Origin of the sequence: Janibacter sp. YB324 (genome assembly GCF_014217915.1) — a bacterium.
GTDB classification, from domain to species: domain Bacteria; phylum Actinomycetota; class Actinomycetes; order Actinomycetales; family Dermatophilaceae; genus Janibacter; species Janibacter indicus.
Genome location: NZ_CP060120.1, coordinates 364,265 through 384,100 on the forward strand (window position 1 = coordinate 364,265; position 19,836 = coordinate 384,100).

At 72.0% G+C, this 19,836-nt stretch carries 19 protein-coding genes; 10 read left to right on the top strand and 9 right to left on the bottom strand.

Annotation, left to right across the window (positions count from 1 at the left end; translation table 11 throughout):
- Positions 1–24: 24 nt before the first annotated feature.
- From H7A72_RS01840 to H7A72_RS01850, 3 genes are all read right to left on the bottom strand, one after another.
- Positions 25–1,272 (bottom strand): S1C family serine protease, encoded by a 1,248-nt coding sequence (locus H7A72_RS01840; protein WP_223277734.1) that lies wholly within the window; start codon positions 1,270–1,272, stop codon positions 25–27.
- An 86-nt stretch (positions 1,273–1,358) separates the two neighbouring features.
- Positions 1,359–2,831: a cell wall metabolism sensor histidine kinase WalK gene (locus H7A72_RS01845; protein WP_185221443.1), complete on the bottom strand. Its 1,473-nt coding sequence runs from the start codon at positions 2,829–2,831 to the stop codon at positions 1,359–1,361.
- Between the two features lie 7 nt (positions 2,832–2,838).
- Positions 2,839–3,552, bottom strand: a complete 714-nt coding sequence (locus H7A72_RS01850; protein WP_072623607.1) for a response regulator transcription factor — start codon at positions 3,550–3,552, stop codon at positions 2,839–2,841.
- Between the two features lie 176 nt (positions 3,553–3,728).
- On the opposite strand from H7A72_RS01850, the gene ehuB reads away from it, so the two are divergent.
- The 4 genes from ehuB to ehuA are packed head-to-tail and all read left to right on the top strand — an operon-like array spanning position 3,729 to position 6,769.
- On the top strand, positions 3,729–4,616 hold the full coding sequence (ehuB, locus tag H7A72_RS01855) for an ectoine/hydroxyectoine ABC transporter substrate-binding protein EhuB (protein ID WP_185221444.1): 888 nt from the start codon (positions 3,729–3,731) through the stop codon (positions 4,614–4,616).
- Positions 4,613–5,311 carry an ectoine/hydroxyectoine ABC transporter permease subunit EhuC gene (ehuC, locus tag H7A72_RS01860; protein WP_072623609.1) on the top strand — a complete coding sequence of 233 codons (699 nt, stop codon included), beginning with the start codon at positions 4,613–4,615 and terminating at the stop codon, positions 5,309–5,311. Before ehuB ends, ehuC begins: the two co-directional genes overlap by 4 nt.
- Complete coding sequence (locus H7A72_RS01865; protein ID WP_185221445.1) at positions 5,311–5,979, top strand: amino acid ABC transporter permease; 669 nt, start codon at positions 5,311–5,313, stop codon at positions 5,977–5,979. Before ehuC ends, H7A72_RS01865 begins: the two co-directional genes overlap by 1 nt.
- Complete coding sequence (gene ehuA / locus H7A72_RS01870; RefSeq protein ID WP_185221446.1) at positions 5,969–6,769, top strand: ectoine/hydroxyectoine ABC transporter ATP-binding protein EhuA; 801 nt, start codon at positions 5,969–5,971, stop codon at positions 6,767–6,769. The genes H7A72_RS01865 and ehuA overlap by 11 nt, the downstream gene beginning before the upstream one ends.
- A gap of 4 nt (positions 6,770–6,773) precedes the next feature.
- Here ehuA and H7A72_RS01875 read toward each other — a convergent pair whose 3' ends face one another.
- Together H7A72_RS01875 and H7A72_RS01880 are read right to left on the bottom strand one after the other, a co-directional pair.
- On the bottom strand, positions 6,774–8,408 hold the full coding sequence (locus tag H7A72_RS01875) for a DNA repair helicase XPB (protein WP_185221447.1): 1,635 nt from the start codon (positions 8,406–8,408) through the stop codon (positions 6,774–6,776).
- 2 nt (positions 8,409–8,410) lie between these two features.
- On the bottom strand, positions 8,411–8,848 hold the full coding sequence (locus H7A72_RS01880) for a hypothetical protein (RefSeq protein WP_185221448.1): 438 nt from the start codon (positions 8,846–8,848) through the stop codon (positions 8,411–8,413).
- A 70-nt stretch (positions 8,849–8,918) separates the two neighbouring features.
- Between H7A72_RS01880 and H7A72_RS01885 the strand changes: the two genes are divergently transcribed.
- Positions 8,919–9,857, top strand: a complete 939-nt coding sequence (locus tag H7A72_RS01885; protein WP_185221449.1) for a hydroxymethylglutaryl-CoA lyase — start codon at positions 8,919–8,921, stop codon at positions 9,855–9,857.
- Here H7A72_RS01885 and H7A72_RS01890 read toward each other — a convergent pair whose 3' ends face one another.
- Both H7A72_RS01890 and H7A72_RS01895 read right to left on the bottom strand, forming a co-directional pair.
- Positions 9,858–12,056: a helicase-associated domain-containing protein gene (locus H7A72_RS01890; protein WP_185221450.1), complete on the bottom strand. Its 2,199-nt coding sequence runs from the start codon at positions 12,054–12,056 to the stop codon at positions 9,858–9,860.
- Between the two features lie 14 nt (positions 12,057–12,070).
- On the bottom strand, positions 12,071–13,381 hold the full coding sequence (locus tag H7A72_RS01895) for an MFS transporter (protein WP_185221451.1): 1,311 nt from the start codon (positions 13,379–13,381) through the stop codon (positions 12,071–12,073).
- Positions 13,382–13,507: 126 nt separating this feature from the next.
- On the opposite strand from H7A72_RS01895, the gene H7A72_RS01900 reads away from it, so the two are divergent.
- Positions 13,508–13,903: a cold-shock protein gene (locus tag H7A72_RS01900; RefSeq protein WP_072623615.1), complete on the top strand. Its 396-nt coding sequence runs from the start codon at positions 13,508–13,510 to the stop codon at positions 13,901–13,903.
- 1 nt (position 13,904) lies between these two features.
- Positions 13,905–14,642 (top strand): DUF3027 domain-containing protein, encoded by a 738-nt coding sequence (locus H7A72_RS01905; protein WP_084451388.1) that lies wholly within the window; start codon positions 13,905–13,907, stop codon positions 14,640–14,642.
- A 12-nt stretch (positions 14,643–14,654) separates the two neighbouring features.
- Here the strand turns inward: H7A72_RS01905 and H7A72_RS01910 are convergent, their stop codons facing one another.
- Complete coding sequence (locus H7A72_RS01910) at positions 14,655–14,915, bottom strand: DUF2530 domain-containing protein (RefSeq protein ID WP_084451564.1); 261 nt, start codon at positions 14,913–14,915, stop codon at positions 14,655–14,657.
- Between H7A72_RS01910 and H7A72_RS01915 the strand changes: the two genes are divergently transcribed.
- The 3 genes from H7A72_RS01915 to H7A72_RS01925 all read left to right on the top strand — a co-directional run bounded on the left by H7A72_RS01915 (position 14,914) and on the right by H7A72_RS01925 (position 18,278).
- Entirely contained in the window at positions 14,914–16,398 is a 1,485-nt protein-coding gene (locus H7A72_RS01915) for an NCS2 family permease (protein WP_185221452.1), read from the top strand. The genes H7A72_RS01910 and H7A72_RS01915 overlap by 2 nt on opposite strands.
- A 162-nt stretch (positions 16,399–16,560) precedes the next feature.
- Positions 16,561–16,998 (top strand): MarR family winged helix-turn-helix transcriptional regulator, encoded by a 438-nt coding sequence (locus H7A72_RS01920; protein WP_223277735.1) that lies wholly within the window; start codon positions 16,561–16,563, stop codon positions 16,996–16,998.
- On the top strand, positions 16,995–18,278 hold the full coding sequence (locus H7A72_RS01925; RefSeq protein WP_185221453.1) for an MFS transporter: 1,284 nt from the start codon (positions 16,995–16,997) through the stop codon (positions 18,276–18,278). The genes H7A72_RS01920 and H7A72_RS01925 overlap by 4 nt, the downstream gene beginning before the upstream one ends.
- A gap of 60 nt (positions 18,279–18,338) precedes the next feature.
- Here the strand turns inward: H7A72_RS01925 and H7A72_RS01930 are convergent, their stop codons facing one another.
- Positions 18,339–19,832 (bottom strand): glycosyltransferase family 39 protein, encoded by a 1,494-nt coding sequence (locus H7A72_RS01930; protein WP_185221454.1) that lies wholly within the window; start codon positions 19,830–19,832, stop codon positions 18,339–18,341.
- Positions 19,833–19,836: the final 4 nt, after the last annotated feature.

The following is a 19,836-nucleotide window of genomic DNA, read 5'->3' on the forward strand; positions in this document are numbered from 1 at the left end:
CTGCTGAGCACGTGGCTCCCCAGGTCACCCCTGGGACGTCGGGGCCGTCCCGAGGGTGGCTTCGATGGTCTGCTCCTCGCCGTCGCGGACGACGGCGAGCGAGACCTTGGTCCCGATCCGGTGCGAGCGGATGATCCCGACGAGCGACTCGGCCGAGGTGACCGTGCTGTCGTCGACGCCCACGACGAGGTCGCCCTCCTGCAGGCCGGCCTCGGCGGCGGGGCTGCCGTCGGAGACCGAGCGGATCTGGGCGCCGGAGCGGGTCGCGGACCCGAGCTCGGCGGTGCCGTCGCTGGGGGTGACCCCGAGGAAGGCGTGCTCGGCCTGACCGTCCTCGATGAGCTGCTCGGCGATCCACTGGGCCTCGTCGACGGGGATCGCGAAGCCGATGCCGATGCTGCCGGACTGGCCGCTGCTGCTGCCCAGGCTGGCGATGGAGGAGTTGATGCCGACGAGGCGACCGGCCGCGTCGACGAGCGCGCCGCCCGAGTTGCCCGGGTTGACCGCCGCCGAGGTCTGGATCGCCGAGGTGACGACCTGGCTCGACTGCTGCTGCTGGCCGAAGGGGTCCTGCTGCTCGCTCTCGGTGGAGCTGGTCGTCACGGGGCGGTCGAGGGCGCTGACGATGCCCGTGGTCACCGTGCCGGAGAGGCCGAGGGGGTTGCCGACCGCCATGACCGGGTCGCCGACCTCCAGTCCCGAGGAGGAGCCGACGGTGATCGGCTGCAGGTCATCGGGCGGGTCCTCGAGGGTGAGCACTGCCAGGTCGGTCGAGGCGTCCTCGCCGGCGATGCTCGCCCGGTAGGTCTTGCCGTCGGAGAGGGTGACCGTGATCGTCGCGTCGTCGCCCGCCCCGCTCACGACGTGGTGGTTGGTAAGGACGTGCCCCTCCTTGTCCAGGACGACCCCGGACCCCTCGCCGCCGGAGCTGCCCGCCGCGACGGTGATCGAGACGACGCTCGGCGTGACGGCGGCGGTCACGGCGTTCCAGTCGGGGTTGGTCTTGGAGGCGCTGCTCACCGGGACCACGCTGGCGGCGGAGTCACCGGATGTGCTCGCGCCCGTCGACGAGACGGCGGTCGTGCCGTCGTCGGTGAGCGCCATGACACCCCAGGTGCCACCGCTGGCCAGGGCCGCGGTGAGGACCGCGACCGCGGTCAGCTCGCCGATCCGTCGTCCCCGGTGGCGCGGCATGCGCGGCGGCGGGGGAGCGGCGAGCGCCGAGGCGTACGAAGGGTGCTGCGGCGGCAGTGGCGCGGTGGGCTGGTCCATCGTGGGGCTCCTTCTCGAGGCTGTGCGACCCACTCTGCGCCGCGGACTTCTGATCGTCCTTGGCCCCACCTGTCAGATTGCTGTGATCAGACGTGGCCGGGGCGCGCCGGTGTCGCGCCCGGCAGCTCGACGCGGAAGGTCGCGCCGCCGCCCGGGGTCTCGCGGACCGCGACGGTGCCGGAGTGCTGGGCGACGATCGCCGCGACGATGGCCAAGCCGAGGCCGCTGCCACCGCGTGCCCGCGAGCGGGCCTTGTCGACCCGGTAGAAGCGTTCGAAGACCCGGGCGGCCACCTCGGGGTCGATGCCGGCGCCGTGGTCGCGGACCTCGAGGACTGCTCGGTCGCCGACCTGGCCGGTGCGGACCTCGACGAGCACGTCGTCGGCGGTGTGCATGAGGGCATTGCCGATGAGGTTGCTCAGCACCTGCCGCAGCCGGCCGTCGTCGCCGCGGACGACCGCGGGCCGCAGGTCGCCGTCGAGACCGGCGAGCTGGATCGACCGGTGGGGAGCCCGGGCGCGGGCGTCGTGGACGGTCTCGGCGGACAGGACGACGAGGTCGACGTCCTCGAGCTCCAGCGGGCGTTGGTCGTCGAGGCGGGCCAGCAGCAGCAGGTCGTCGACGAGCCCGGTCATGCGCGAGGCCTCGCCCTCGATCCGCTCCATCGCCTGGGTCGTCTGGTCGGGGCCCTGGACGGCGCCCTGCCGGTAGAGCTCGGCGTAGCCGCGGACGGTCGCGAGCGGGGTGCGCAGCTCGTGGCTCGCGTCGGCGACGAACTGGCGCATCTTGGTCTCGGACGCCTCCTGCACGGCGAAGCTGCGCTCGACCTGACCGAGCATGGAGTTGAGCGACTCGCTCAGGCTCGCGACCTCGTCATGGCTGTGGCGCACGGGGACACGTCGGGTCAGGTCGCCGGCGGCGATGGCCGCGGCGGTGTCCTCGATGCGACGAAGGGGGCGGAAGGCCCGGCGGGTGGCGAACCAGCCGAGGACCCCGCAGGTCGCCAGGGCCCCCAGACCGACGGAGGCGGTGACGATGACGTAGCGGCCGATGACCTTGTTGACCCCGGACAGCGGCATGCCGACGGCGAAGGTCGAGCCGTCCTCGTAGCGGCCGGCGATGAAGCGCCACTGGACGGTGCCGTCGAGCGACTCGACGGTGAAGGGCTGGTTGGTGATGGCCCGCGCGTCGTCGGCACGGATGACCGGCACGTCGGGGCGGGAGCTCACGCCCGTGGGGAAGCGGTACTGCCAGGCGTCGCCGTCGGCGGGCTGGCGCACGAAGAAGAGGTTGGTCGGTCCGCTGCGCGGCTGGTAGAAGTCCGGGGTCTCGCCCCCGGTCGTCAGCCCGGAGCTGTCCTCGGCGACCGGGATGGCGACCGTGCGCAGCTGTTCGTCGACATTGGCCTCGAGGTCGCGCTGGAGCAGCCACGCCGTCGTCAGCGAGGTCGCGAGCAGCGCCGCGAGCAGCAGCGTCAGCAGGATGACGACGAGCCGCCAGGTGAGCGGCATCGCCTCCAACCGGCGGACGACGGGCGCGGTGACGCGCTCGAGGCTCATGGGCGGGTCACTCGGGCGGCAAGCGCAGCACGTAGCCGAAGCCGCGCTTGGTGTGGATGAGCGGCGGCAGCCCCTCGGTGTCGATCTTGCGGCGCAGGTAGGAGATGTAGGACTCGACGATCCCCATCTCGCCCCGGAAGTCGTAGTCCCACACGTGGTCGAGGATCTGGGCCTTCGACAGGACGCGGTTGGGGTTGAGCATGAGGTAGCGCAGCAGCTTGAACTCGGTCGGCGAGACGTCGATGACCCGCCCGGCGCGGCGGACCTCGTGGGCCTCGTCGTCGAGCTCGAGGTCGGCGAAGCGCAGCACCGACTCGGTGGAGGGGATGTCGGTCGTGCGGCGCAGGATGACCCGGATGCGGGCGATGACCTCCTCGAGGGAGAAGGGCTTGGTGACGTAGTCGTCGCCGCCGACGGTCAGGCCCTTGAGCTTGTCGTCGAGGGAGTCGCGCGCGGTGAGGAAGAGGATCGGCTGGTGGCGCTCGGAGGCGCGCAGCCGGGAGGCGACCTCGAAGCCGTCGGTGTCGGGGAGCATGACGTCGAGGACGATGAGGTCGGGCTCCATGCGGTGCACCGCGTCGAGCGCGCTCGCGCCGTCGCCGGCCACCTCGACCTCGAAGCCGGCGAAGCGCAGCGACGTGGCGAGCAGCTCGCGGATGTTGGGCTCGTCCTCGACGACCAGCAGGTGGGGGGCATCGACGGAGGTGGTGGGAGTGCTCACCCGTCGAGTGTGCGCCCGTTGTCTGGGTGTCGGCTGAACGAGCGCTGGGCGCGGTGGGGTCACGGAGTGACAACGAAGGGGGCGGGAACCCCCCTTCGCGCCGTTGATTTGGTCGGGTGGGGGGACTCGGAGGACCGGGAGGGGCCCGGCGAAGAACCTCCGAGGGGAGGAAACACGTGCGTCACTCACGAACTCTGGCCGGAACCGCAGCACTGACCCTCGCTCTCACCTTGGCCGCCTGCGGCTCCGACTCCGGATCGGACGGTGGGTCGGGCGACAAGCTCGCCGAGCTCAAGGAGGAGGGGACGATCACCGTCGCCTTCGCCGGTGAGGAGCCCTACTCCTTCGAGAAGGACGGGGAGCTCACCGGGGCCACCATCGCCCTGCACAAGAAGATCTTCAAGGACATGGGGATCAAGGAGGTCAAGGGCGTCAAGACGGAGTGGAATGCGCTCATCCCGGGCCTGAAGGCCGGCCGCTACGACGCCATCTCCGCGGGCATGTCGATCCTGCCGGACCGCTGCAAGGAGGCCTCCTTCGGCGACCCGGAGATCCTCTACACGACGGCGCTCATGGTGCCCGAGGGCAACCCCAAGAACCTCAAGGACCTCGACGACGTCAAGAAGTCCGGCGCCAAGCTCGCGACGATGAGCGGCGCCATCGAGACCGACTACGCCAAGTCGCTCGACATCGAGGCCACCCAGGTCAAGTCCCCGCAGGACGGCATGGACGCGGTGGCACGCGGCAGCAGCGACGTCTTCGCGCTGACCGGGATCTCCCTGCGGACCATGGACGAGAACAACCCCGACGTCAAGGTCGAGGTCACCGACTCCTTCGTCGCCGTCGTCGACGGCAAGGAGCAGGTCGGCGCCGGCGCGACCGTCTTCAAGAAGGGTGACGACACCCTGCGCGATGCCTACAACGAGGAGCTCGCCAAGATCACCGGCGACGAGAAGGCCTACACCGACGTCGTCGGCGAGTTCGGCTTCACCGACGCCGAGCGGCCCAAGGGCGACCTGACGACCGAGCAGCTCTGCAAGGGCGAGCTGCCGGACGCCAAGTGACCGATCATCTCGACGCGCTCCGGGATGCCCTGCCGAGACTGGGCGAGGGCGTGCTCGTCACGCTCCAGCTCACGCTCGGCGGGGCCCTGGTCGCCTTCGTCGTCTCGGTCGCCCTCGGCCTGCTGAGCATCAGCCCCGTCGCACCCCTGCGGTGGCTCGCGACGATCGTCGTGGAGTTCTTCCGCGGCACCTCGCTCGTCGTGCAGCTCTTCTGGCTCTATTACGTCATGCCGCTCTTCGGGGTCAGCTGGGATGCCGTGCTCACCGGCGTCATCGCGCTCGGGCTCAACTACGGCGCCTACGGCGCGGAGATCGTGCGCGGCTCGATCAATGCCGTCGACCGCGGCCAGTGGGAGGGCGCCAAGGCCCTCAACATGTCGCCGCTGACCCGCATGCGTCGGATCATCTGGCCGCAGGCCTGGGTGCTCATGCTCTCCGGCTACAACAACCTGCTCGTCATGCTCATCAAGGGCACGGCCGTGGCGCTCTTCATCGGGCTGCAGGACCTCGCCTACGAGATCGACCAGCTGCGCATCAACACGACGACGATCTTCGCCTACGGCATCGGCCTGATCATCTACTACCTCTTCGCGCTCGTCTTCTCCTCCGGTCTGCGACAGCTGGAGAAGCGTGCCCGTCGTCGACTCGGCCTGCCCACCCGCAGTGCCCACGCCGGAGCGGGGGTGGCGCTGTGATGAGGCCCGCCATCACCTTCGAGGAGTTCTGGAGCTGGGAGGCCGCCCGTGAGCTGGCGCCCGAGATCATCGAGGCCTTCTTCACGGCCACCCTGCTCATCACCGTCGTCGGCACGGCCGTCGCCGTCGTCGTGGGCCTGCTCCTGGCCGTGATCACCCAGGTCGCACCGACGCTCCTGTCGCGTCCCGTGCGCTGGGTCATGGACGTCATCCGGATGACGCCGCTCATCGTCCAGCTCGTCTTCGCGAAGTTCCTCGTGCCCGTGGACTGGGACATGCTCTGGGTCGGGACGGTGGTCATCGGTATCCACTACGCGACCTACATGGCCGAGTCCTTCATCGCCGGCATCCGCTCGGTCGACACCGGCCAGTGGGAGGCGGCCCGCGCGCTCAGCCTCCCGCAGGGGCGCACCTGGCGGGACATCGTCCTCCCGCAGGCCCTCCGCTCGACGCTCCCGGCCCTGGGCAACTGGGCCATCTCGATGTTCAAGGACACCCCCTACCTCTTCGCCATCACGGTGCTCGAGATGGTCACCGTCGCCCAGCAGGCCGGCGGCAACACCTTCCGCTACAACGAGGCCTTCACCATCGCGGGGCTGATCTTCCTCGTCGCGAGCCTCGTCACCGCCCTCGCCGTCCGCAGATTGGAAAAAGCTCTTGTCTACTGACCCGACCGGGGGGACGCCCCCTTCGTCCACCCCCGTCATCCGCTTCGAGGACGTCGAGAAGTCCTTCGGGGACCACACGGTGCTGTCGGACCTGCACTTCGACGTCGCGCAGGGCGAGCGGGTGACGCTCATCGGCCCGAGCGGCTCGGGCAAGACGACGATCCTGCGGCTCGTCATGACGCTCGAGGAGCTCACCGGCGGCTACATCTGGATCGACGGCAAGCCGCTGACCCACGACCGCCGCGACGGCAAGCGGGTCCGCCTGCGGGAGAAGGAGGTTGCCCAGACCCGCAAGAAGATCGGCATGGTCTTCCAGCACTTCAACCTCTTCCCCAACATGTCGGTCATCGACAACGTCACCGAGGCGCCCGTGCACGTCCTCGGGCGGAGCAAGGACGAGGCCCGCGAGCGCGGACTGGCGCTGCTCGACCAGGTGGGCCTGAAGGACCGAGCCGACGAGCACCCCAGCCGCCTGTCCGGAGGTCAGAAGCAGCGGGTCGCGATTGCCCGGGCCCTGGCGATGGACCCCAAGATCCTGCTGCTCGACGAGGTGACCTCGGCCCTCGACCCGGAGCTCGTCGGCGACGTGCTCGGTGTGCTGCGCGATGTCGCGGACTCGACGGACATCTCGATGCTCATCGTCACCCACGAGATGCAGTTCGCGCGCGACGTCTCGCACAAGGTGATGATGTTCGACCACGGGCAGATCCTCGAGCAGGGCACGCCCGACGCGATCCTCAGCAACCCCGAGCACGAGCGGACGAAGCGCTTCCTGACCTCGATCCTGTGACGGGCTAGAGGTCGTCGGCGTCGACGATTCGGTAGGCGTAGCCCTGCTCGGCGAGGAAGCGCTGGCGGTGGGCGGCGAACTCGGCGTCGACGGTGTCGCGCGTGACGACGGTGTAGAAGTGCGCGGTGCGGCCGTCCCCCTTCGGCCGCAGGACCCGACCGAGGCGCTGGGCCTCCTCCTGGCGTGAGCCGAAGGTCCCGCTCACCTGGATGGCGACGGTCGCCTCCGGCAGGTCGACGGAGAAGTTGGCCACCTTGGAGACCACGAGCAGGCTCGAGCGGCCCTCGCGGAAGTCGGCGAAGAGCTGCTGGCGCTCCTTGACCGAGGTCTCGCCGGTGATGAGGTCGGCGTCGAGCTGCTCGGCGAGCTCGTGCAGCTGGTCGAGGTACTGGCCGATGACGAGCGTCGGTTCGCCGCGGTGCTGCTCGACGAGCCGACGCACGACGGGCGGCTTGACCGGGGAGCACGAGGCGAGCCGGTAGCGGTCGTCGGGCTCGGCCGTCGCATAGGCCATTCGCTCGCTGTCGCTCAGGGTCACCCGGACCTCGACGCAGTCGGCGGGCGCGATGTAGCCCTGCGCCTCGATGTCCTTCCACGGCGCATCGAAGCGCTTGGGGCCGATGAGCGAGAAGACGTCGGCCTCGCGGCCGTCCTCGCGGACGAGGGTCGCGGTCAGTCCGAGCCGACGGCGGGCCTGCAGGTCGGCCGTCATCCGGAAGATCGGCGCCGGCAGCAGGTGCACCTCGTCGTAGACGATGAGCCCCCAGTCGCGGGCGTCGAGCAGGTCGAGGTGCGGGTAGACGCCCTTGCGCTTGAGCGTGAGCACCTGGTAGGTCGCGATGGTCACGGGCCGGATCTCCTTGCGGGCACCGGAGTACTCGCCGATCTCGTCCTCGGTGAGCGAGGTCCGCTCGAGCAGCTCCTGCTTCCACTGGCGGGCGCTCACGGTGTTGGTCACGAGGATGAGGGTGGTCGCCTTGGCCGAGGCCATCGCCCCGGCACCGACGAGGGTCTTGCCGGCGCCGCACGGCAGGACGACGACCCCGGAGCCGCCGTCCCAGAAGCCGTCGACCGCCTGCTGCTGGTAGGGCCGCAGCGTCCAGTCGTCCTCGGTGAGGTCGATCGGGTGCGCCTCGCCGTCGACGTAGCCGGCCCGGTCGTCAGCGGGCCAGCCGACCTTGAGCAGCTCCTGCTTGAGCGTGCCCCGCTCGGAGGGGTGGACGACGACCTCGTCGGGGGAGAGCTGGGCGCCGAGGAGTGGCGTGATCTTCTTGTGCCGCATGACCTCGGTGAGCACGGCCCGGTCGGTGGCGCGCAGGACGAGCTGCTCGCCGTCCTTGTCGAGCACGAGGCGGCCGTAGCGGTCCATCGTCTCGGCGACGTCGACGAGCAGCGCCTGCGGCACGGGGTAGCGCGAGTGGGTGATGAGGGCGTCGACGACCTGCTCCGCGTCGTGGCCCGCGGCTCGGGCATTCCACAGGCCGAGCGGCGTGACCCGGTAGGTGTGGATGTGCTCCGGTGCGCGCTCCAGCTCGGCGAAGGGGGCGATGGCCCGCCGCGCGTCGGCGGCCCGCTCGTGGTCGACCTCGAGCAGGAGCGTCTTGTCGCTCTGGACGATCAGGGCACCGTCGGGGGCCACGCTCAGGCCTCGCTCAGGGCGACGGCGGCGATGAAGCCGATGACGGCGAGCAGCCCGATGGCGAAGAGCGCGGCGAAGGTGATCCAGCCGTAGCGGGTCAGCCGGTCGGCGCCCTCGGGGTCGGAGGAGTTCTTGGTCATGGAGACGATGCCCATGACGAGCGACGGGATGCCGACCCAGCAGCAGTAGCCGGACATCGTCATGATCGCCGAGAGGATGACCAGGACGATGACCGAGGCGCCCATGGGCCGCGGCGGCGCATAGGCGTAGGCATACGGCGGCGGCAGGGCCGGCGGCGCCTGCTGGGGTGCCGGGGTCGCCGGGTAGGGGGCGGGCGGCCGGGTCTCGTCGGGTCGGCCCACGGGGAGGTAGGGGTCGCTCGAGTAGGGGTCGCTGCCGCTCGGGTCGGGCCGCTGGCTCGGGTACGGGTCGTTGCTCATCCTGTGCTGTCCTCCCGGGCCGACGACTGCGGCCCGGGCCCACGGTACGTGATGGGGGATCATGGGCCCCATGAGTCGTGCACTGCCGCAGACCGAGCCCGCCAGCGACCTGCCCCCACGGGTGACGATCTACGAGGTCGGCCCGCGTGATGGCCTGCAGAACGAGTCGTGGAGCGTGCCCACCCCCGTCAAGGCGGAGTTCGTCCGCCGACTCGTCGCGGCGGGGCTCGAGACGGTCGAGACGACCTCCTTCGTCTCGCCGCGGTGGGTCCCGCAGCTCGCCGACGCGGCCGAGCTCCTCGCCGATCTCGACGAGGTGGGGCGGAGCCCCCTTCGGCCCGTGCTCGTGCCCAACGAACGCGGCCTGGACCGTGCCCTCGAGGCCGGTGTGGGGGCGGTCGCGATCTTCGGCAGCGCGACGGAGACCTTCGCGCAGAAGAACCTCGGGCGCTCGCGGGCGGAGTCGGTGCAGATGTTCGCCCCCGTGGTCCGCCGGGCGCAGGAGGCCGGCCTGTGGGTGCGCGCCTACGTGTCGATGTGCTTCGGCGACCCGTGGGAGGGGCCGGTGCCCGTCGACCAGGTGGCCGATGCCTGCGCCGAGCTGATGGACCTCGGCTGCGACCAGCTCTCCGTCGGCGACACGATCGGCACCGGCACGACCGGGCACGTCGAGGCGCTGCTCGCCGCCCTCGACCGGCGCGGGGTCGGGGTGGACCGGATCGGCGTGCACTTCCACGACACCTACGGGCAGGCCCTGGCCAACACCCTCACGGCCCTGCGCGCCGGCGTGACCGTCGTCGACGCCTCGACCGGCGGGCTCGGCGGCTGCCCCTATGCGAAGTCGGCGACGGGCAACCTGGCCACCGAGGACCTCGTGTGGATGCTCGACGGTGCCGGCGTCGAGACCAGCGTCGACCTCGACGCACTCGTCGAGACGAGCGCGTGGATGGCGCAGCAGCTCGGCAAGCCCTCGCCCTCGCGGGTCGTCAAGGCGCTGTCGGGCGGGTGATCACCCGTCGATGACGACGCCGGTGATGCGGTGCAGCGAGTAGGTCTGGGGCATCGCGTCGACCTCGCCGATGACGCGGCCACCCTCGACGGCGAGGGGGTGGAAGAGCAGCCGGCGGGTGGCGCCGACGGCGTCGGTGACGCCGATCCATGCGGCGAGCCGGTCGGCGGCTGCCTCGCGCAGCAGCGCCGAGCTGCTCGCGGGGTCGAGAGCGGGGATGCTCGGCCCGTCGGGGGTGCCGGCGGTGCGCTGGGCGGCGGCGCGCGCCTCGCCGGCGCGGAGGCGCTCGAGCACCTCCTGGGCCGGCTCGGGGCGGACCTCGAGGACGGGGCGAGCGGTGCGCGGCGTGATCCGCGACCCGGTGGGCGTGCTGCTCACGACACCGCCGGATCCCTCGAGCGCCGGCGCGGCGCCGATCTCGCGCAGCGCGTCGAGCAGGGTCGTGGGGCCGGCCGGCGAGACGAGGACGGTCGGGGCGATCTGCCGCAGCTGGAGGTGGCCGAGGTCGCGGTGGCCGAGCAGCGCCTCGAGGTGCGTCGGGTCGTCACTGCGCAGATAGCTGCCGGCGTTGCCGACCCGCAGCTGCCCGTGGCGGCGGGCCACGTCGCGCACGAGGTAGTCCAGCGGCTGGGGCACGGGCGTGGCGCTGAAGCGAGCGAGCGACTCGAGCAGGTCGTCGGCGGTCCACCCGGCGTCGAGCGCCCCGCGCAGCGCGGCCTCGGTGAAGCGGTGCACGCTCGCGCCGCCTCGTGACTCGAGCACCGAGCTGCGGCGGAGCATCGCCGCGAGCTCGGGCACCGGAGTGCCCGGCACGATTGCCGTGAGGTCGGCCTGCAGGAGCAGCTGGTCGACGGGGTCGGGGACGAGCTCGGCCAGCCGCTCGGTCGCGGCGGCCTCGTCGCTGAGCAGCAGCCGGCCGAAGGAGCCGAGGGCCCCGCGACCGGTGACGCCGAGGGACTCGCCCTCGCGCAGCAGCGCGGCGACGACCTCGTCGGCCTGGTGGGGCATGCGGCGTGGACGGCGCTGGTGGAGCAGGTGCACGACGGTCGCCGTGTCGGGGGCGCTGCCGGCCGGGAGCGCGGCGAGGATCTCGAGCACCTCGTGGCGCAGCGCCCGCACCGGCGGCCAGACCATGCCCTCGGACAGGGCGTTGACCCGCCCGCCGTCTTCGGGGGCGGGCACGACGGTGGCGCGCAGGGAGTGCAGCCAGGGCAGGGCGAGCGCGCTCCAGCGCCGCGCGGGTGCGAGGGCGCGCCAGTCCTCGACGACGGTGGTGAGGCGCCAGGTCGGGTCGAGCGCGTGGTCGTCGGCGAGCAGGGCCGCGCCCAGGGCGAGCTCGAGGAGCAGGGTGGTGGCGGCCTCGTCGAGGTCGATGCGGGTGGCGAGGGTGCGCAGGTCGCGCACCGCGAGACCGCCGCTGCGCAGGACCCGCGGGCGCAGGGCATCGGCGTGGTCGAGCAGCTCGTCGACCAGGGCGACGAGCTCGGTGGCCGAGGCGGTTGCGGCTCGGTCGACGTCGTCGGGGTCGTAGGTCGGGGGTGTCGTGGCCTGCTCGCGCGGCTCGGGGTGCAGGCGGCCGCCGCGGACGGCCAGCCCCACCTCGCGTGGCACGACGACGTGCTCGGCGTCGGGGGCGGCCAGGAGACCGGCGTCGACGAGCGCGGCGACGGCCCGCCCGGTGCGTCCCTCCGGGTCGCCGGGGACGGCGGCCGTGGGACCGTGCGCGGTGATGTGGCCCAGGACCTGGCTCTGCTCGGCGGGGAGGTCGGCGAGGGTCGTCGGCAGGTCGAGGGGCAGCGCGTGACCGAGGGTCGCGGCGCTTGGGCCGAGCCCCGCGGGGTGCGGGCCGAGGACGTCGGTGACGGTGCGGGCCAGGACCGGGCCGTCGGGGGAGCGCCACAGCAGGGCCGCGGCCGTCAGGTCGTCGACGAGGGTGGCGGCCTCGTGCTCGTCCACCCCGACGAAGGGGGCGATGGTCGCCGGGTCCGTCGAGCCGGTGACGGCACAGGCCTGCAGGGCGCTCAGGTGGTCGAGGTCGAGGTGGTCGACGGCGCGGGCCGTGCTCGCGCGGGTGCTCGCCCGGGCGGCCAGGGCGGTGAGATCGGCAGGCTGCGGTCGCGCCAGGTCGGGTCGCAGCTCGAGCAGCGCGACCAGCTCGGCGTCGGAGCGGTCGCGGATGTCCTCGGCGAGGGAACGCACCGACCCACGGTAGTTCAGTGCACGGACGGCTCGTCGGTCGCGGTCACCGGGAGTCCGTTGACCGCGGGGCTGACGATCCGCTCCAGCCGCAGGAAGAGCCAGGCCGTGACGACGAGCCCGGCGACGACGACGAGGACGAAGGTCGTCGACAGGTCGCGCTCGAGCAGCACCCCGGCGACGAGCGGCCCGAGCACCCCGCCGGCCATGAAGGCCGTGGACTGGGCGGCGTTGACCCGGCCCCGCAGGTGGTCGGGCGCCATGTCGTTGGTGATCGCGGGGAGCGTCGGCTGCAGCAGGGTCTCGCCGAGGCCGAAGAGGGTGAGGAAGGCGACGACGAGCACGGCCGCCGCGAGGCTCCCCGGGAGCTGGCCGCTCAGGCCGAGGGCGAGCCACGCGACCGCCCAGATGCCGAGCATGACGAGGCCGACGCGGGTGCGCCGGTGGCCCTCGATGCGCTGGAGCACCCAGAACTGCAGCAGGACGATGACGGCGGTGTTGGCCGCGAAGGCCAGCCCGACGACGGAGGTGCTCACCTGCGCCACCCCGTGCGCGAAGGCCGGGATGCCGGCCTCGAGCTGGCCGTAGCCGACGAAGCTCGTGACGAGCGCCAGCAGCAGCACCCACCGCATGCCGGGCAGCCGCAGGACCGTCGCGTAGTTCGCGGTGGCGGAGCCGTCGTCGGGGTGCTCGGCGCGGGCGTGCACATGACGAAGGGGGCCGAGCAGCCAGATGCCGGGGATGAGCACGAGGACGGCGTCGACGAGGAAGATCGTCTCGAAGGTCACCGGCCGGGCGACGTCGACGAAGGCTCCGGCGATGAGCCCGCCCGCGCCGATGCCGAGGTTGAGCAGGGCGAAGTTGACCCCGAAGTACCTCTGCCGCAAGGGCCCTCGCACCAGAGCGGAGATGAAGGTGTTGGACGCCGACCAGCCGATGCTCTGCGACAGGCCCATGAGCACTGCGCCGAGGACCGCGATCGGCAGGCTCGTCGCGAAGGCCAGCGCGACCGCCCCGAGGCTCTGGCACACGCCGGCGACAATGAGCATCCACCGGGCGCCGAGGAGGTCGGTGAGGGCGCCCATCGGTGCCGCGGCCAGGGCGGCCACCAGCGCGAGCAGGGCCATGATCGAGCCCGCGGTGTCGAGGGAGAAGCCGCGCACCTCGTGCAGGTAGATGACCGTGAAGGGCAAGGTCATGCCCCGCCCGAGGTGCTGGACGGCGACGGTCGAGAGGAGGAACCTCCCTTCGCGCGGCAGCGCCCGCCAGAAGCCGGCCAGACCCGGCCCGATCTCGTCGGCGGGGAGGTCCTTGGGCAGCGTGGTCACGAGGGGCCATGGTGCCCCACGGCACCGACGGCCGACCACTGGGTTTCGGCCTGCTCGGGTTAGCCTTGGGGGTGGTGCACGATCCGGTGCGCCCACACACTTTCGTATGCGAGCAAGAGGTGCACGGTGCCCACTGGCAAGGTCAAGTGGTACGACGCGGAGAAGGGCTTCGGCTTCATCTCCGGGGACGACGGCGCGGACATCTTCCTCCACGCCAATGCCCTGCCCGAGGGGACGACGACGCTCAAGGGCGGTACCCGCGTGGACTACGGCATCGTCGAGGGCCGCCGCGGCGCCCAGGCTCTGGCGGTCAAGGTCCTCGACACCCCGCCGAGCGTCACCTCCAACCTGCGCCAGCGCGACCGCAAGGGCGCCGAGGACATGGCCGCGATCGTCGAGGACGTCATCAAGCTCCTCGACGGCATCGGCAACGGCCTGCGCCGTGGTCGCTACCCCGACAAGGCGCAGGGCGCCAAGGTCGCGCAGGTCCTGCGCCGCGTCGCCGACGACCTGGAGGGCTGAGATGGCACGCGCCAAGTCCGATGCCGTGCTCGCGGCCGCGGTCGAGCCGGCCCGTCGCGAGCTGCTCGAGGCGACGAAGGGGGAGGGCGTCGGCGAGCACGTCGGCTTCACCCTCGACGGCGAGCGCCTCGGCACCCACTGGTTCGCCGCGACCCTGCCCGGCTACGGCGGGTGGGCATGGGCCGTGACGGTCACCCGCGCCCCGCGCGCCAAGACGGCGACCGTCTGCGAGACCCAGCTGCTGCCCGGCGACGACGCGATCCTCTCGCCGGAGTGGCTGCCGTGGGCCGACCGCCTCGCCCCCGGCGACGTCGGCCCCGGCGACGTCACGCCCAAGATCGACGACGACCCCAACCTCGAGGCCGGCTTCGAGGCCACGGGTGACGAGGACGTCGACGCGGTGGCCCTGTGGGAGCTCGGTCTCGGGCGCCCGCGGGTGCTGTCCGCCGAGGGCCGTGACCGGGCCGCCCAGCGCTGGTACGACGGCGCCCACGGCCCGACCGCCGAGGTCGCGACCAAGGCTCCCGCGCGCTGCGCGGGGTGCGGCTACTTCATCCCGATGGCGGGTGCACTGCGCTCGGTCTTCGGCGTCTGCGCCAACGAGTGGAGCCCGAGCGACGGCGGCGTCGTCAGTCGCGACCACGGGTGTGGCGCCCACTCCGAGATCGACATGGACGCCCCCGAGCCGGAGAAGGTCGGCGAGCCGATCCTCGACGACGAGGTGCTCGAGGTCCTCTAGGCCTGCTCGGCCCTAGGCCTGCTCGGCATTGCCGCGGCCGCGGCGCAGGTAGCCCCAGCCGAGCAACCCCAGGGTGAGGCCGGTGACGCACGTCCACGGCCACCACGACCGGTCGCCGGTGTGCCAACCGGGCACGACGAGGGTCGCGACGAGGGCGAGCAGCCACAGCAGCGAGCCCACGAGGACGATCCGGGTCATGGCCCCAGCGTAGGTGCGGGGCAGGGGGATCGGATGCAGGAGCACGGCCGCCACGGCAATACGATGTCGGCCCATGAGCACCCCTGCTGCCCGCCCGTCGACAAAGGGCTCCGCTCTCGAGCGGTACTTCAAGATCACCGAACGCGGCTCGTCCGTCAGCCGCGAGGTCCGTGGTGGGTTCGCCACCTTCTTCACCATGGCCTACATCGTCGTCCTCAACCCGCTGATCATCGGCACCCAGGAGGACTCGACCGGAGGCTTCCTCGGCGGCGGTGACGGGCCCAACCTCGCGATGGTCGCGGCCTGCACCGCGCTCGTCGCCGGCGTGATGACCCTCCTCATGGGTGTCGTCGCCAACTATCCGCTGGCGCTCGCGGCCGGCCTGGGGCTCAACGCCTTCGTCGCCTTCGGCATCGCCAAGCTGCCCGAGATGACCTGGGCCGACGCGATGGGCCTGATCGTCCTCGAGGGCCTGATCATCCTGCTGCTCGTGCTCACCGGCTTCCGCAAGGCGGTGCTGCACGCCGTGCCGCCGCCGCTCAAGACGGCGATCAGCGTCGGCATCGGCCTCTTCATCACCGTCGTCGGTCTCGTCGACGCCGGCTTCGTGCGCAAGGCCGAGGGCGGCCCGCTGGGTGAGCTCGGTGTCGGTGGCTTCCTCGCCGGCTGGCCGCTGCTCGTCTTCGTCGTCGGCCTCTTCATCATCATCACGCTGCACGTGCGCGGGGTGAAGGGCTCGATCCTCTACGGCATCCTCGGCACGACAATCCTCGCGATGGTCGTCGAGGCGGTCTTCGACATCGGCGGCCAGACCAACGAGGCCGGCGAGCTGGTCAACCCGACCGGCTGGGGCCTCAACGTCCCGAGCCTGCCGAGCTCGCTCGTCGCGACCCCGGACTTCGGTCTCCTCGGCGACTTCAACCTGCTCGGCTCCTTCGACAAGATCGGCATCGTCTCCGCGGCGCTGCTCGTCTTCACGATCCTGCTCGCCGACTTCTTCGACACGATGGGCACGATGGTCGCCGTCGGCGCCGAGGGTGACCTGCTTGACGAGGAGGGCAACCCGCCCAACAGCCAGAAGATCCTCGTCGTCGACTCGCTCGCCGCGGTCGCCGGTGGCGCCGCCTCGGTCAGCTCCAACACGAGCTACATCGAGTCCGCCTCGGGTGTCGGCGAGGGCGCGCGCACGGGTCTGGCCTCGGTGGTCACCGGTGTGCTCTTCCTGCTGACGACCTTCCTGTCGCCGCTCGTCGCCGTCGTGCCCTACGAGGCGGCAACCCCGGCGCTCGTGCTCGTCGGCTTCCTCATGATGCAGCAGGTCAAGGAGATCGACTGGGACGACCTGGAGATCGCCATCCCGGCCTTCCTGACGATCATCCTCATGCCCTTCACCTACTCGATCACCGCGGGCATCGGCGCCGGTTTCGTCAGCTATGTCTTCATCAAGGTGGTGCGTGGCAAGGCAGCGACGATCCACCCGCTCATGTGGCTCGTCGGCGTGCTCTTCGTCCTCTACTTCGGCATCGACCCGATCAAGGGGATCCTCGGCGTCGAGTGACGGGCCCCTCCCACTTCGCAGGACTTACCCCCGCTTCGCAAGAGTTCCACACCCTTGCGAAGCGGGGGTTTTCCGGGTCACCCGAGAATCCCGGGGCACGTGGGATTAGTTAGCACAGGTAATGAGTTGTGCTAACGTGTTCTGGCGAGCGAAGGGAGACCCGTGTCCGGTGACGAAGTGGGCCACGAGGCCATCAGCAGCCTGAGCGAGGACCTGCGCCTCGCGTGCATGCGGATCAGTCGGCGGGTCCGCTTCGAGAGCACCGACGCCATTGCGCCGCACCAGTTCTCGGTCCTGTCGCGGCTCGAGGACGGGCCGCTCACCCCGCGCGCCCTGGCCGACGTCGAAAAGGTCTCGGCCCCGAGCATGACCCGCACGGTCGGCTGCCTCGCCGACGACGGCCTCGTCGAGCGGCACGACGACCCGCAGGACGGGCGCCGGGTGCTCGTCGAGCTCACCGCCGAGGGGCGCGCCACGCTGACGCTCACCCGCCGTCGCCGCGACAAGTGGATGACCGAGCGGGTCGCCGAGCTCACCGGCGACGAGCAGGCGACCCTGCGGGCCGCCACCGACCTGCTGCAGCGGATCGCCGCCCGATGAGCCCGACCTTCGCCTCCCTCTCGATCCGCAACTACCGCATCTACGCCCTGGGCGCGATCGTCTCCAACGTCGGCACCTGGATGGGCCGCGTCGCCCAGGACTGGGTCGTGCTCACCGAGCTCACCGACCACTCGGCGAGCGCGCTGGGCATCGTCACCGGCCTGCAGTTCCTCCCGATGCTGCTCCTCGCGCCGTGGACCGGCGCGGTCGTCGACCGCTTCCCCAAGCGGTCACTGCTGCTGCTCACTCAGGCGGTGCTCGGCCTGACCGCGCTCGTCGGCGGTGTTCTCGTCGTCACCGGGGCGGCGCAGCTGTGGCACTTCTACCTGCTGGCGCTCATGACCGGTGTCGCCACGGCCTTCGACAACCCGGCGCGGCAGACCTTCGTCTCCGAGATGGTGCCGCGCGAGCGGCTGAGCAATGCGGTCGCCCTCAACAGCGCCTCCTTCAACCTCGGCCGGCTCATCGGCCCGGCGGTCGCCGGTCTCGTCATCGCGGGCATCGGCTCGGGTCAGGCGCTGCTCCTCAACTCGCTGTCCTTCGTCACGGTCATCGTCGCGCTGCTCGCGCTGCGGGCGAGCGAGCTGACGCCGGCCCGGCGGGTGACCGGGCGCGGCTCGGCCCGCGAGGGCCTGCGCTACGTGCGCGGCCGGCCCGACATCATCCTCGTCATGGTGCTGATCTTCGTCCTGGGCACCTTCGGCATGAACTTCCAGATCACCATCGCGCTCATGGCCACCCAGGTCTTCGGGCGGGGCGCCGAGGGCTACGGCCTGCTCGGCTCGATCATGGCGGTCGGCTCGCTGAGCGCCGCGCTGCTCGCCGCCCGGCGCAGCGAGCCGCGGCTGCGGGTGCTGCTGCTCTCGCTCGTCGGCTTCACTTTCGCCGCGGCCGGGGCCGCGATCGCCCCGACCTACGCGAGCTTCGCGGTGGCGCTCGCGGCATGCGGCCTGACCGCTCTGACGGCGATGACGACGGCCAATGCCATGGTCCAGATGCGCACCGACCCGATGATGCGCGGCCGCGTCATGGCCCTCTACATGGCGATCTTCTTCGGCGGGACACCGCTCGGCGCGCCGATCATCGGCTGGGTCGGCGACGTCCTCGGCCCGCGCTGGACGATCGGCATCGGGGCCGCCGCGGTCGGGATCACGCTCGTCGGAGTCTCGATCTGGCTCGGTCGGCACGAGAATGTCGAGGTGACCTACTCCAGCCAACGCCGACCCCGGGTGCGGGTCTCCTCCGCGCCGACCCACGACGTGCCGCAGGCCGCCCGATGACCCCGCGCTTCCGCCGGGTCATGACCTGGGTCGTGCTCGCCTCCCTCGTCCTCGTCGCGATCATCGCGGCGCTGTAGGCCGACCCACGCTCCCGGACCCCGTCGGGCGAAGGGGGCCGCAGCCCGGGTCCGGCACGAAGGCCGGGTGCGGGTCGGCCTGCCGGACGAAGAGCACGAGGTCGCCGACCCGGTGCTCGGAGTAGGGCACCGGCCGGCAGACCCGCCACAGGTGCGGGTCCATGGCGTTCGACCGAGCGGCGTAGGCGCGGTCGACGAGCAGGGCGCGGGGAGCCAGACTGCCCGGCATCGTCGTCGTCAGCCGGCGGCCGGGCAGGGCGACCTGGGTCGGCCAGGGGTCGGACCAGATCGTGATCGTCGTCCCCTCGGGCACCTCGCGCGCGAGCACGTCGGGGGCGAGGGTGAGCCCGCTGGGCTCGGTGCGGGCCACGGCGCCGACGTGGTCAGCGGCGAGGACGACGGCGGGCAGGAGGGCGAGCGCGGCCCCGCCCGACGCCACGGGCCCGGCCCACCGCCCGGCGGGTCCACGCCGGGTGGCCCGGTGGCTCGGCGCCAGCGCACACCCCGCGAGCGCGAGGAGCAGCGGCCACCAGACGTACTGGTAGTGGCCGAGCTGCACGGGGGAGAGGCTCATCGCGACGACGAGACCGAGCAGGGTCGTGGCGACGGGCGCGAGCCGCGCCCCGTGCCGGGCCAACCCGACGAGGGCACCGAGGACGAGCCCGGCAGCCGCGAGCGGCCCGAGCCGTTCAAGCGCGAACCACAGCGAGGTCCACCAGGGCGCGTGGTGGTGGGTCTGCCCCGCGACGACGACGGTGTGCCCCGCCTCGGCGTGGCCGAGCTGGAAGGTCACCGGCGTGGTCATCGCCCGCAGCGCCTCGCCCTCCATCGGGACGAAGGGGAAGACCCAGGTCACCCCGGCCGCGACCAGTGCCGCGGCGGCGAGGGGGACGACGGTGCGCGCGGGGCGGTGCCGCAGCAGGAGCAGCGCTGCCGGGAGCAGGCCGACGAGGGCGAGGGCGCCGGTGAGCTTGGCCGCGGCGGCCAGCCCGGCGAGGGCGCCACCGACGAGGAGCCAGCGCGGGTCGCGCCGGGTGACCGCGAGGGTCCAGGCGAGCTGGGCGGCGACGAGCCCGCAGGTCATCACCGACTCGAGGGTGGCGGTGCGCCCGGGAGCCCAGGGGAGGGTCCACCACAGCAGCGCCGTGGCGATGCCGACGAGGGCGGTCCACCGGCCGGGGCGCCCGACCTGCCACACGAGGAGGGCGAGGAGGAGCCCGGTGACCCACGCGGCGAGCGCTGCGGGCAGGCGGTCGGCGACGACCGTGTCGCCGAGCCCGAGGTGGGTGAGGGCCATGAGCTGCTTGGCCAGCGGCGGGTGCTGCGCATTGGTGAGCCACTGCCCCTCGAGCATGTCGAGGGCGGCCTGGCGGTAGTAGAGCTCGTCACCGCGCAGGTGGAGGGCGTCGAGCCGCCACCCGAGCGTCCACGCGCCCACGCCGCCGGCGGCGAGCAGCCCGACGTGCCGGGCGCGCACCCGA